Source organism: Methylobacterium sp. Leaf108, assembly GCF_001423265.1.
Taxonomy (GTDB): Bacteria; Pseudomonadota; Alphaproteobacteria; order Rhizobiales; family Beijerinckiaceae; genus Methylobacterium.
Genome location: NZ_LMND01000035.1, coordinates 190,410 through 203,894 on the forward strand (window position 1 = coordinate 190,410; position 13,485 = coordinate 203,894).

General features: G+C 71.6%; 6 protein-coding genes. All 6 read right to left on the minus strand.

Annotation, left to right across the window (positions count from 1 at the left end; translation table 11 throughout):
- Positions 1-54 precede the first annotated feature (54 nt).
- Positions 55-3,024 carry a response regulator gene (locus ASF39_RS19600; protein WP_082494699.1) on the minus strand — a complete coding sequence of 990 codons (2,970 nt, stop codon included), beginning with the start codon at positions 3,022-3,024 and terminating at the stop codon, positions 55-57.
- A gap of 137 nt (positions 3,025-3,161) precedes the next feature.
- Positions 3,162-4,523: a pentapeptide repeat-containing protein gene (locus tag ASF39_RS19605; RefSeq protein ID WP_056286949.1), complete on the minus strand. Its 1,362-nt coding sequence runs from the start codon at positions 4,521-4,523 to the stop codon at positions 3,162-3,164.
- A gap of 67 nt (positions 4,524-4,590) precedes the next feature.
- On the minus strand, positions 4,591-5,892 hold the full coding sequence (locus tag ASF39_RS19610) for a cation:proton antiporter (RefSeq protein WP_056286955.1): 1,302 nt from the start codon (positions 5,890-5,892) through the stop codon (positions 4,591-4,593).
- A 1,351-nt stretch (positions 5,893-7,243) separates the two neighbouring features.
- Complete coding sequence (locus ASF39_RS19625; RefSeq protein WP_056286964.1) at positions 7,244-10,456, minus strand: glycosyltransferase; 3,213 nt, start codon at positions 10,454-10,456, stop codon at positions 7,244-7,246.
- A 286-nt stretch (positions 10,457-10,742) separates the two neighbouring features.
- Complete coding sequence (locus ASF39_RS19630) at positions 10,743-11,885, minus strand: hypothetical protein (protein WP_156648555.1); 1,143 nt, start codon at positions 11,883-11,885, stop codon at positions 10,743-10,745.
- Positions 11,886-12,091: 206 nt separating this feature from the next.
- The gene (locus ASF39_RS19635; protein ID WP_056286971.1) at positions 12,092-13,417 is read right to left on the minus strand and encodes a TAXI family TRAP transporter solute-binding subunit; all 1,326 of its coding nucleotides are present in this window, start codon (positions 13,415-13,417) and stop codon (positions 12,092-12,094) included.
- Positions 13,418-13,485 lie beyond the last annotated feature (68 nt).

Sequence of the window (13,485 nt, forward strand, 5' to 3'; positions counted from 1 at the left end):
AGGGGGAGGAGAGAGGCGTTCGGTCGCCGATGCGAACCTATCGAAGGGTGTCTCTCACACGCCCGCCCCCACCAGCGTCCGCAGCGAATCCGACAGGTCGTTGAGGCTCAGGCCGCCCTTCTGCAGCACGCGGTCGGCCTGGCCGGCCAGGCGCCGGCGGTCGTCGGCGGTGATGTCCTTGGCGGTGAGCACCACCACGGGGATGTCGCGCCACTCCGGGTGGGCGCGCAGCGCCCGCAGGAAGCCGAACCCGTCCATCTCCGGCATCATCAGGTCGAGCAGGATCAGGCAGGGTTTTCGCGCCGCCGTGGCCTCCAGGCCGGCCACGCCGTTCTCGGCCGCGGCCACCCGCCAGCCCTCGCGGGTGAGCAGGGTGGCGATGCGCTCGCGGGTGTCGGGGTCGTCGTCGACGATGAGCACCGGGCCCTCGTGCTCGGAGGGCTTGAACCGCTCCATCGCCGATTTCAGCTGCCCCCATTCGATCGGCTTCTGCAGGTAGTCGGTGGCGCCCAGCGAGAAGGCGAGGTTCTGCTCGTCGAGCACCGTCACCATGATGATCGGCGTCGCCCCGAGGTCGGGGTCGGCGCGCAGGGTGCGCAGCACCGACCAGCCGTCCATGCGCGGCATGGTCACGTCGAGGAGGATGACGCGCGGGCGCAGGGCCTTGGCCTTCTCGATGCCCTCGCGGCCGTCGCCGGCGGTGACGACGGCAAAGCCGTCCTTCACGAGGTAGCGGGCGAGCAGGTCGCGGGTCGAGGGATCGTCGTCGATGATCAGGACCTGGCCGCCCGGCACGCGGCCGGTCCCGGCCGAACGGTCGGTGCCCGCCTCGTCGTTCGCCAGGGCATCCATCGGCGAGGTGCCGACGTAGGTCGCCGGGATCTCCAGGGTGAAGGTGGTGCCGACCCCCTCCTCGCTCTCGAACCCGATGTGCCCCCCCAGCATCTCGGCGAAGGCGCGGGTGATGGCGAGCCCGAGGCCGGTGCCGCCGAAGCGGCGGGTGGTGGAGGCGTCGGCCTGGGTGAAGCGCTGGAACAGCTTGGCCTGCTGCTCCGGGTTCATGCCGATGCCGGTGTCGGAGACGCGGAAGCTCAGCCAATCGGCCCCGTCGCGCGCGAAGCGGGACGCGGCGAGGGTGATGCTGCCGTTCTCGGTGAACTTGGCGGCGTTGCTCAGGAGGTTGATGAGGCCCTGGCGCAGCTTGGTCTGGTCGGTACGCGCCTCGCCGAGGTCCGGCGCGAGGTCGAGGGCGAGGGTGTTGCCCTTCTTGTCCACCAGGGTCTGCACGGTGGCGGTGACGTCCCCCACCACGTCGGCCACGGGGAAGGCCTCGGCATAGATCTCCATGCGCTCGGCCTCGATCTTGGAGAGGTCGAGGACGTCGTTGATGAGCCCGAGGAGATGGCGGGCGTTCGCCTCGATCTTGCGCATGTCGACGAGGAGGCTTTCCTCGCCGAGATCCTCCATCTCCTCCTGCAGCATCTCCGAATAGCCGATCACCGCCGAGAGCGGCGTGCGCAGCTCGTGGCTCATGTTGGCGAGGAACTGGCTCTTGGCGCGGTTGGCCTCCTCGGCCGCCTCCTTGGCGGCCTCCAGGGCGACCTCGGCCTCCTTGCGGGCGGTGATGTCGCCATGCGCCCCGACCCATTCGCGGATCGTCCCGTTCTCCTCCAGGATCGGCACGGCGCGGGCCGTCATCGTGCGCCAGGTGCCGTCGGCGCGGCGGATGCGGTGCTCGATCTCGTAGGGGGTGAGGGTGGCCACCGCCCGGTTCCAGGCCTCCATGGTCCGGTCGCGGTCCTCGGGGAAGATCGCGGCGAGGAAGCCGTGGCCGGCGGCCTCCTGCGGGCTCTGGCCGGTGAAGCGGGTCCATTCGGAGGGAACCCGCTCGAAGCGGCCGTCGGGCGTCGTGGTCCAGACGATGGCCGAGGTCGCCTGGGTGAGCGAGCGGAAGCGCTCCTCGGAGTGGCGCATGCGCTCCTCGGAGAGTTTTCGCAGGGTCTCGTCGGAGACGACGAGGCCGACGCCGTCGGTGGCGGATCCGGGCCCGGCCGAGCCGCCGCGCAGGGGATAGAAGCTCATCTGGAAGTGCCGCACGCCGTTTGGCGCGCTGGGGGCGGGCACCGCCACGTCGACGTTGGTGGTCACGAGGCCCTCGTCGCGCGCGGCGACGAGCTTGGGCGTCAGCTGCTCCTCCAGGGTCGGCAGCATCGACCAGATCGGCGCCCCGAGGTCGGCGCCGAAGCCGCGCTCGTTCATGGTGGCGAGCGCCCGGTTCATGTGGCGGATGCCGAAGGAGCGGTCGAGGAAGCCGAGCCCCACCGGGGCGTTGGCGAAGACGCCGTCGAGGAGGGCGGCGGTGCGAAGCTCCTCGCGACGGCGCACCATGGCGAGGCGGGCCAGCAGCCCGACGGCGGCCAGGGTCGCGACGATCGAGACCAGCGACAGCAGCAGGGCGCGCCAGCGGTCGCGGCCCTCGCCCTCGGCCAGGGCCCGCGTGGCCCGGTCCTGGATGCGCCCGGTGACGGCGCGCACCGCGTCCATCGTGCGCTTGCCCTCGCCGGTGCGGGCCACCGCGACGGCGGCGTCGTAGCCCTGGTCCCGGCGCAGGGCGATGACGCGCGCGGCATAGGTCCGCTTGGCGTCCACGGCCGCGCGCAGGGCCTTGGCCTGCGCATGCGCGTCGCTGCCGTCGGAGAGATCGTCGACCTGCGCGAGCTGGCCGTCGATGCTGCCTTGAGCGGCATCGTAGGGCTCGAGGTACTCCGCGGCCCCGAACAGCACGTAGCCGCGCATGCCCGTCTCCAGCTCGACCATGTTCGAGAGCAGGCGCTCGGTCTGGGTCAGGACGGCGTTGTTGCGGGCGGCCTCGTTCCGGCTCGCCTCGCCCAGAAAGTAATTGGCCAGCCCCGCGGCGGCGGCCACGCCGATGAGGACGAGGGCGGTGGGCGAACTCGGCAGGCCGGCGATGGTGCGCCGCCGCCGCCAGCCGCTCTTTGGTCGCGCGGGGAAGGCGAGGGTCATGGGGTTGCCTGTGATGGGGATGCGGAGGCGGCGTTCGCTGGGCGACCGCTCCGGTCAAACGCCCGAGGGGACGCCGCTGTTGCAGGGAATCGGGCGTTCGCCCGGTCGGTTTGCCACCGCCTCCGGCCGATCGTGCCCTACCGGCGCAGCCGGTTGCCGAGCACGAAGCCGAACAGGCCCATCAGGATGATGCCGGCCGCCCCTTCGAGGCCCACCAGCAGGTTGGTGAAGCGGCCGACCGGCTTGATGCCGATCTCGGGCGGGTTGGCCGTCATCATGTTGAGGGCGCTGTAGCTCACGAGATCGAGGGGGTTGTAGGTCGCGCGGCCGTCGCCGACCTCGCGGATCAACCCCCCCGCCAGACCGTAGAGAGCGGCGAACACGAAGATCACGATCAGGAAGGCCCGGGCGATGCGCGACAGGCTCTCGCCGTAGTCGCACAGCCACTCCACGAAGCGGTCGGACACCCAGCGGTAGCCGTGCCGGGACAGCGCCCGCCCGTCGCGGGCCTGCCAGGCCTGCCCGGCCTCGAGGCCCGCCTGCATCCGCCCCATCCGCCGGCCGCGCTTGTAGGCCCAGCTCGCCTCCTCCTTGGCGCCGATGCTCTTGAAGTTCTGCTCCAGGGCGAGGTAGCTCGATTGCGCGCCGTGGTAGTCGCCGTCGATCTCCTCGCCCACCGCCCCGCCGAGCTGCTCGCTGCGCATCCGCGTCCCGTTCAGCCAGGCCCCGGCGAAGCGGGCGTGCGTCAGGGTGCAGGTGGAGAGGTTGAGCCGCACCAGGCTCGTCTCGGAGAGGTCCGCCTTCGACAGGTCGGCGCCGTCGAGCTTGACCCCGGTGAAATTGGCGCCGCGCAGGCGCGAGCCGGTGAGCCGCGCCTTCTTCAGGCTCGCCCCCTCGAAATCGGCGTGGGTGAGGTTGACGTCGTCGAGCCTGGCCTCGTCGAGGCGGGTGCCCCGGAACAGGGTGTAGTCGGCGTCCGCCCCGGTGAGCACGGCCCCCCACAGGTCGGCGCCGTTGAAGGCGGCCCCGTCGAGGAGCGCGCGGGGAAACCGGGCGAACCGCATGGCGGCGCCGTCGAACCGGGCGTCCTCGAGCATCGCCTCGTCGAACCGGACCTCGCCGCCGGCGACCTCGCGAAAGCAGGCCCCGCTCAGGTCGGCGCCGGTGAAGTCGGTCTCCTCGATGGTGGCGCCGGTGAACCGGGCCGAGCGCCCGAGCGCGCCCGCCATGCGCGCACCCGAGAGGTTGGCGCCGGACAGGTCGGTCCCCTCCAGGCCCGCGCCGGACAGGTCGCGACCCGCCAGCGCCAGGCCGCAGCGGACCGCGTCCCACCACGGCGGGGCCGGGCCCTCGCCGATCCGGTCCGCCAAAGCGGCCCGGCTCAGCACGAGTCCCTTCAGGTCCGCGGGGGCACCTGCGTCCGCCCGCGAGAGCGCCGCGAGGGCGGCCTCGACCCGGGCGGCCGTCGCGTCGTCGATGGTCGAGGGGGCGGGCTGCATTCCCTGGCCTTAACCACGATCGGCGGGCCTCCGCCAGTGGCCGATGTGCCCGTTGCCCGTGCTCGCCTCACGACGGCAGCGGCCGGGACGCATCGAACGGCAGATCCAGCTGCTCGGCACCGGAATCGCCCCCCCTGCGACGATCGAGGGCGTTCAGCACCGGCGTGACGCTCACCCCGTGCATGACGATGGAGAGGAGGACCGTGACGCCGGCCGTGCTCCAGAGGAGACCGGCCTGCTCGAAGGCGGCGTGACCGAGGGCGTAGGCGAGGTAGTAGATCGTGCCGATGCCGCGGATGCCGAAGAAGCCGATCACCGCGCGTTCGCGGGCTTCCCGCCCCGAACCGATCAGGCTGATCCAGCCGCACAGTGGCCGCACCACCAGGAGGGCGAGGACGGCGAAGGCGACGCTGCGCCAGGTCAGCGACGCCAGGAGCCCACCGCCCAGGAGGGTCGCGCCGAAGGCCACGAGGACCACCATCATCAGGAGGCGCTCCAGCGCCTCGGCGTAATCGTGCATCGTGTGGTGGTAGTCGTGGCTGCGATGGGCCGAGCGGAGCGCCAGGGCGGCCACGAAGACACCGATGAAGCCGTAGCCGTGGGCGGCCTCGACGGTGGCGTAGGTGAGGCAGGTGATGCCCAGGGCCACGAAGCCGTCGCCGGTCCGCGACAGCCTCGCCCGATGGGGCAGGTGGAACGTCAGCCAGCCGAGCCCCCGGCCGATGACGGCGCCGAGCCCGACGCCGGCCCCGATCTTCCACAGGACCGACAGGCTCAGCCACTCGCCGATCGCCCCGAGCCCGAAGCCCCCGATGCCGCCGGCGGCGGTGAGGGCGATGGCGAGGTGGACGAAGGGGAAGGCGAGGCCGTCGTTGAGGCCGGCCTCGGAGGTCAGGGCGAAGCGCGTCTCGTCCTCCTGTCCCTGGGAGGGCGGCCCGACCTGGACGTCGGAGGCGAGCACCGGGTCGGTGGGCGCCAGCGCCGAGGCGAGGAGGAGGGCGGCGGCGGCGTCGAGCCCGAGCAGCCCCGAGGCCAGGCCCGCCAGGGCCAGGATGGTGAGCGGCATGGCCAGACCGAGCAGGCGCCAGGTCAGGATCCAGCTGCGCCAGCCGACCAGCCGGTCGATCTTGAGGCCGGCCCCCATCAGCGAGACGATGACCACGAGCTCGGTCATGTGCTCGATCAGCGCCAGGTGCCGCTCGGGGTGCGGGACGAGATCGGACGCACCCGGAAGGGCCGACAGTCCGGCCCCGAGCCCGACGCAGCAGATCGGCAGCGACAACGGCAACTGCCGCAGCACCATCGGAAGCCACGCCGTGAGCAGGACCAGGGCGCCGAAACCGGCAAGACCGACCAGATAGAGTTCCATCCACGCGAACACGGCCCAATGGCGAGTGTTCCGCGGGGGTGCCCGTTACCGACCCGTGCCCGAAGGTCACGCAGGTCGAGCGGGGATGCCGTCGCGCGACCGGGGTCGAGGGGTTCAGAACTCCCAGGTCACCCCGGTGCGGATGACGCGGGCCGGGACGCCCGCCAGGGATACGTTGGCGGGAAAGGCGCTCCTCACCAGGGAGCCGGCACCGACGATGCTGTCCTTGCCGATCACGGCGTTGCGCAGGATCGTGACGTTGGTGNTGCCGGTGCCATTAATAATGATCGCCCCGGTCAATGTGACGCGGGCCGGGACGCCCGCTAGGGATACGTTGGCGGGAAAGGCGCTCCTCACCAGGGAGCCGGCACCGACGATGCTGTCCTTGCCGATCACGGCGTTGCGCAGGATCGTGACGTTGGTGGCGACCCAGACGTGATCGGCGATGGCGATGTCGCCGGCGGGGTTCAGGCGTTCGCCGGTCTCGAGATCGAGGACCTTGTGGACGTCGCTGGCGCTGATCCGGCAGTCGGTCCCGAACAGGCANGGCGATGTCGCCGGCGGGGTTCAGGCGTTCGCCGGTCTCGAGATCGAGGACCTTGTGGACGTCGCTGGCGCTGATCCGGCAGTCGGTCCCGAACAGGCAAAAGTTACCGATCCGGATGGAGGCCGCCTCGTGCGCGGTGATCAAGGCTTCCCTCTCGAAGGATGCCCATGACCCGATCTCGATCCGTGCGCCTTCGGCGAGAGCATGGATCTCGAGGCGGTTGAGGTTGGAATCCATGCCCACGGTCACGGTAGCGCCACCGCCGAGCACGATGCGGGCGGCATTGGGGAGGAGCGGAGCGTCGACCCGCAGGTGGTTACCGCGGCCCCTGACCTCGACCTCAGGAGCACGAACAGCCCGAACTGCTTNGCATGGATCTCGAGGCGGTTGAGGTTGGAATCCATGCCCACGGTCACGGTAGCGCCACCGCCGAGCACGATGCGGGCGGCATTGGGGAGGAGCGGAGCGTCGACCCGCAGGTGGTTGCCGCGGCCCCTGACCTCGACCGAGCCGCTGCTCTCGGCCAGAAAGACCGGCGACAGCTCGATCAGGTTGTCGTCGGGATAGGCGATGTCGAGGTGGACGGGCACGGGATGTCTCGCGGTGAGGCGGCCGACGGATCCCGATGCGGCGGGGAACGGCGACGTTTCGAATCCGCGACACCTTATACCCAGGTGCCTCGAGGTCGACCCCAGGGTCGACCTCGATCTTGATCCCATGACCGTTCGATCGTCCTGCGACCGGCCACCGTAGAAGGCGTCGCCGCGAAGCGAAGTTTTTCGCAGCCGCCGGCGAGCCCGTCTGTCAGGCCGAGGGGGAACCCGATGCCAGGAACCCCGCGCGCGCCGCAGGAGGAGGCGTGACCGGCGCCCGGTCGCGCCGTCCGACCGGCGATCCCGCATCCGCCCTCGACTGCGACTCGTAGGCGTCGAGCGTCGCGACGGCGGGCAGATCGAAGCGGGGCGGCGGCAAGGTCGCCACGCGTTCGCGCGCTTCCTTCAGGCTCTGGAGGAGCACCCGGGTGTCGCGCGTCGGCGGGATCAGCACGCCGCCGCCGACCGCGCGGATCCGCTCGGCCTGCGCACCGAGGTCGAAGGCGACCACGGAGTAGCCCGCCTGCCAGATTTCCGAGAGAACGTAGGAATAGGTCTCGGGCCAGACGCTCGGCAGGAAGACGAAATCGGGCGACACCCGGTCGAGATGGGCCTTCAACTCGGAGGGGTGGTAGCGGCCCGTCACCTCGGCGTTGCCGTAGCGGACGAGGGCGGCGTCGTCGGCGGTGATGCCGACGACGGTGAGAACGTAGGGAAGGCGGTCGCGGGCGGCCCGCTCGGTCATGCGCAGCAGGAGATCGTAGCCCTTGGCGCGTCCGATCGACCCGACGACCGCGAGGTTGAGCGCTCCGGCGGTGCCGGGGCGCCGCGTCCCGGTGCGGGCGGGAGGGCGATCGTCCGGTTCGACATGGGGGACCGTGACGATGCCCTCGACGCCCAGGCGCCGCGCATAGCGCTCCGCGGTATCGCGCGAGGGGGCGAGCACCCGCTCGGCCTTGCGCAGGAGCGCGACGTTGAAGTCGAGCCAGGTGTCGAGATCGTCTTTGATGACGTCGTTGTGGTCGGCGAAATTGTGCTCGACGCCCCCCGAGACGCAGTGCTGGCACACCGCAGGCGACGGCTCGCCACAGTAGAAGTGGCGCTCGTCGGTGAGATGGACCCGCGGGCAGTACCACTGGAAATCGTGGAGCATGACCACGTAGGGCCGCGTCCCGAGGAGCGTCGTCAGGAACGTGCTGTCGTAGGTCAGCCGCGAATTGACGTGGACCCCCACGGCGACGCCGGCGCGTTCGAGCCCGGCGAGGATAGGCTCGACGTGGTCGGGGTCGAGGGTCAGGGCGACACCGAGCCGGTCGAAGGCGAGCGTCAGGCGCCGGTCGGTGCCGTAGTCCGCCACCGGGCTGAGGATCGCGAGTTCACGGTCGTCGGCGCGGGGGAGGGCCCGAAGGTCGTCGACGTATCGCTTGGTCCCGCCGCCGAGCCCGTGCATCAGATGCAGGGTGAGGTGCTCGAACCGCCCCTGCAGAAGCCGCAGCAGGACCGCATGCCGGATCCCGGCCAGGGGATCGGCGGCCTGGAAGGCCCGGATCTCCGACACGTATTCCGGATAGAGATCTTCGAGGCGGGCGTGGTTCTTGGCCAGGATCGCCACGCGTTCGGCCGCCCCGAACGACACCGATCCTTCGTGGATGACGAACGTGTCCGTGGCCGCCAGGTGGATCCAGCCGAGATCGCGGGCCGACAGGCACCAATCGACCTCCTCGCAGTATCCGCGCCCCCATTCCGTGGAGAGCGGCCCGACCTCGTCGAGGGCGATGTGATTGATGTACAGGCAGAACCCGATACCCGTGGGGATCTCCACGGGGGAAGGGGCCTCGACGGCGAAGGCCGCGTCGAGGACGCGCACGTCGAGTCCCAGGGCCGGATCGTTACGCTCGGTCGTCGACGGGAAGCTTAGGATGGTCGCGTTGTTCGACATCGGCGTGACCGAGGCGATGCCAGGCCGGCCGTGGCAGCATCGCGCGAGCTTGGCCAGGACGCCCGGTGGCAGGATGGTGTCGGCGTTGACGAGGACCGCGTCCTCGCCCGGTTCCAGCAGGGCGAAGCCCCGGTTGACCGTGCCGATGAAGCCGAGGTTGGCCGCGTTCGTCAGGATCGTCAGGCCGGGATGTCCCTCGGCGTCGAGGGCGGCGAGGTACCGGGCCACGGCCGGGTCGGGCGAACCGTCGTCGATGACGAGGGCTCGTACCGCGCCCTGCCCGAGTTCGGGCACCAGCGACGCGAGGCAGAGCTTGAGGTCGGACAGACCGTTGTAGACGGGAACGATCGCGCAGACCGGGGGCAGGGCCCTGGGGGACGTCGTGGAGGCGGCCTCGGCGGGGGGGGACGACCGGGTCGACGGGCCCGCCGGGCTGAAGGCGAGCGGCCTCTCGCGGAGGCGGCGCTCGGTCCCGACGAGTTCGTCCCGGATCGCGCGCCGCGGGTGACGGGTCGCGGCTGGCTTGGCCGCTCCGAGCAGGAGAGCCCTCGCCCTTGTCCGGCACGCAGCGACGCGCCCCGCGAGGCCGTCGTCGAGATGTCCGATCAGGATGCCGGCGTCCTCGCTGCCGGCGATCAGGGCGCTGCCGGGCTCGATCCTTTGCCCGTGGAAGGAGAATCCGGCCTGCGCACGGCCATGGATCGCCTCGACGTCCGGGCGATGGTGCGTCTGGGTCCTCGCGACGACGGTGCCGTTCCTGACGATGCGCAGGGTCAGGGGCACGTCGTCGAGGGCGCGATCGAAAAACCACCCTGAGACGTCGTCGGCGGCGGTCGCGTCGAGGTTGAAGGTGGGTTGGGCGGTCCAGTTCCCGACCTCGAAGGTGGTGGCGCCGGCCAGAACCGCGAGGCGCCGGGGACGGCCGTCGAGGAGATCGGGCGGGAGGGGAAGCCGGAAGCCGTTCCAGCCGCCCTGGCCGCTGGCCGAGCCGAGTTCCCGCCGGTAGCGGTCCAGGGGGACCGGGCCGCCCGGAACGCCGTCGACGACGAGCCGCACCGTCGGGGTTTCGACCGGACGCAACGGCGAAACCCACCCCTCGAGGGCGTAGTCGCGGATACCGTTGAGGTGTCCGCCGTAGAGCCCGTCGCCGATCGCGATCTCGGCACGGCGGGTGGCGCCGAGCGCCGAGACGGTAATGGTGGCGCGCGAGGCCGCCGCCAGGGTCCCGGGCGGCAGATCGGCGATGGCCAGGAGTTCGCCGTCGGCGCGGTCGAGCCGGACATCGGACAACGGACGCGCCGCGCCGCCGTCGAGGCGCAACGTGATCCGGATATCCTCGGCCTTCGCCACGACACCGAGGCCGGCCACCACGCCGCCGTCGTGGAGCGCGAGCCACGTGACGGTCCTGCCGTGCCGGCCACGCCAGGCTTGGAAGTGGCGGGTCGGGCCCGCTGCCAGCCTCTTGATACGTTTCGAGATCGTCAACGAATGCCTGCCTTCGTGTCGTCGCCCCACACGAAACATGCAGCCCGGACGGCGATCCGGACCGATGCTGTCGGCGACTGGTTTTGGTGCACGTATCCCGAAAAGCGGGTTCCCACTCTCGAGCCGATGGTCCTTGCGCCGGCTGTCGGTCCTGCTCGATGCCGCGTTGCGGGATGTCGAAGCGACCTCTCGATCACCGGAACGTCCGAAGGGGCTTCATCGACCACGCCATGGCACAAAATTATGACGCGGACGAAACGCCCCGCAGGGCGGCCGCGCCTTCGGCTCATTCGCCGCCCGCTGTGCAAGTTGCGCGCCGACGGGTGGGAGAGACGTCCTGCGAGACCCGTGGATCGGAGACTTGGAGCGAGACGCGGACGCTGCCGCGAACGGGGTTCGGGGCCTTCTCGACGGAATCCTGCGTCTCCAGGCCGATGTAGAGGGAGCCGATCCGCCAGTTGGCGAGGTCCATCGCGCTCGCCGGCAGGCGAAAGCGCTGGGAGGCACCGCCGCCGGAGCATTGGAACTCGGCTCTGGCCAGGGCGCAGACCTCGCGGTTGAGATCGAAGGCGAGGGAAGCCAAGGGGGCCTCGGGTGCCGCCGCCGCGAACGGCAGCAGGCGCCGGCCGCGCACGCCGCCGACGGTCAGGAGTTGCGCGGTCCCGTTGCTCAGGCTGCATTGCCGATGCGTCGGGTCCCCCTCCCGCGAATCGGCGTGGGGGATCTGCAGGAAGGCGGGGGTGACCTTGCCGGTGGCCGGATCGGTGAAGCGCAGGGTGAACCCGGTGAAGACCTGCGCCAGCACGTCCCCGTTGTCGAGGCTGCGAGGGTCGCGGGCCGCGACCGAGGCCTGTGTCAACTTGAGGCCGACCCGGTAGACGGTGGGGGCATCCAGGCTCGCCGCCGTCTCGGCCGCGTTGACGGACAAGAACACGTTGGCGCCACCGGCGGCCGTCAGCGTCCCGCCGGCGGAGGTCAGGCCGAACACGGGTGCCGATCCCTCGCCGCGGTAGATGTCGAGGCGCGACTCGCCGCTCGCGGACGGGAACGACACCAGGGGGGGGCCCAGGCGAGGATCGGTGGCGGCCGGATCGGCCCGCAGCATCCGCTCCGGCCGCAGCGGATCGCGCTTCTGCCACTGCGCGAGATACCACGCCGAGGCTGGGCCGGGCATGTCGGGCAGCACCGGGGAAATGTCGGGGGCGTTGTCGCGAACCCCGCCCAGATGGAAACGGATCCGGACGGCGTCCTCGGACAGCCGCGGAAAGACCTCGGTTTCGGAGACGCGGGGCGGCATCTCGGCGCGCGCGGGCTGGCCGAACGCGAGGCCGACGGACACGGCGCCCCACACGGCGCGCCTGCGCCAGGGCCAGCTTGCGTCCGTCACGGATCGCGTCGTCGTCATCCTGTCCTGCCGGGCCTGTGTCATCGGGTCTCCGCGAAATTGTACCGCCCCGCGCATCCCGGAGGGCTTACCGATCCGAACCGGCGCGTCGAGGCTTCGTTCACACCGTATCAAAACCCTACCTCGCCTGCGTCACCCTGCGGGAAAACGCGCGACATCCGGACGTCGCTCGCCCGGGACGTGGCTCGCCCGGGACGTCGCTCGCCCGGGACGTGGCCCAGCCGAACGCCTCACCCCGCCTGCGTCGCCCCCAGCGCCCGTGCCACGGTCGCGCGGGCCGCGTCGAGGGCGACGCTGGCGGCGGTCATCGTGCGCGGGTCGGTGGGGCGGCGCAGGGCGTGGCGGGCGATGCTGGCGGCGAGATCGTCGATCTCGGCCGCCATCGCCCGCAGCCGGTCGGCCTCGGTGCTGCGCCGGGCCAGGGAGCGGATTTCGAGGAGGCGCTGCGTGGCGACCTCGACGCGGTGCCGGCGCAGGCGCGACAGGCGCTGGCGCAGCCAGGCCCCGGCCGAGCCGATGCCGCCGCCGAAGATGGCGACGAGGTAGATCCACGATTCGTAGCGTTCGATGAAGCTCTCCTGCTCGCGCTCGTAGTAGTCGAGGGCGCCGGGATGGATCGGCAGGCGCGCGCTCACCGCCGCGGCGGTGGTCTCGTAGGCGGGCGGGAGCAGGCTCTCGGCGACGGGCACGGCCTCGGCGAGGCCGGCGCGCATCTCGAAGAGGTGCTGGGTCACCTCGGCCGCGCGGCTGCGCGACAGGTCCGAACGCGCCATCAGGCGGTAGGACGGCCCGACGGTGGCGACCTCCTCGGCCGGCAGGCGCGGCCGGCCTCCGTAGAGCCCGGCCGGGACCGTGACGGCCTGGAGCTTGGGGTGGCGCGCCAGGATCGCGGCCGCGTCGGACACCCCGAACAGGACCGCCTCGCGGTCGGGCCCCGCGTCCTGCACCGCCTGCACGATCCGGCGCGCGGCCGGCGTCGTGGGCGTCGTCACCAGGACGAGGGCGTCGATCCGGCTCCCCGTGAAGGCGGCGGTCACCTCGCTCTCCTCCAGAGGAACGAGGACGACGGCCCCGGCCGGGGCCTCGGGGCCGAGGCCGGCACTGTCGAGGACCGCCTCGATCAGCGCCCGGTCGGCGGTCCGGCGGGCGAGGAGGCCGAGGCGCTTTCCGGCCAGATCGGGCATCGCCGCGATGCCGGAGGAGGCGGGTGTCGCCACCAGGATTGCCTGCTCGCGCAGGATCGCGAGGGTGAGGCCGTCGCGGGGCATCGTCACGTCCGGCCTGACCACGGCCAGATCGACCCGCTTCTCCTGGAGCGCCTCGGCGCTCTCGCGCACCCCGTCGAAGGGGACGATCGTCAGGCGCACGCCGCTGCCGCGCTGGGCCAGGGCGGCGGCGTAGGCGCGCAGCAGCGCCGGTTCGGTTCCGCCGGCCGGCGCCACGGCGATGGTCAGCGTCGTGGCGCGCGACCAGTAGAACAGCGCCCCCCCGGCGGCGGCGAGCAGGACGGCGAGGGCGAGGAACCAGATCTCGCGCCGCGCCCAAGGGTTGGTCATTCGCTCCACGGGGTCCTTCCTCCGCCGCCCCTGCGCCGGATCGGGTGTAGGTGGGGCCGCCGGGGGCG

Excerpts from the sequence above, each read along its gene's own strand:
- ASF39_RS19600 (WP_082494699.1), bottom strand. The coding sequence starts at position 3,024 with ATGACCCTCGCCTTCCCCGCGCGACCAAAGAGCGGCTGGCGGCGGCGG.
- ASF39_RS19605 (WP_056286949.1), bottom strand. The coding sequence starts at position 4,523 with ATGCAGCCCGCCCCCTCGACCATCGACGACGCGACGGCCGCCCGGGTC.
- ASF39_RS19610 (WP_056286955.1), bottom strand. The coding sequence starts at position 5,892 with ATGGAACTCTATCTGGTCGGTCTTGCCGGTTTCGGCGCCCTGGTCCTG.
- ASF39_RS19630 (WP_156648555.1), bottom strand. The coding sequence starts at position 11,885 with ATGACACAGGCCCGGCAGGACAGGATGACGACGACGCGATCCGTGACG.
- ASF39_RS19635 (WP_056286971.1), bottom strand. The coding sequence starts at position 13,417 with ATGACCAACCCTTGGGCGCGGCGCGAGATCTGGTTCCTCGCCCTCGCC.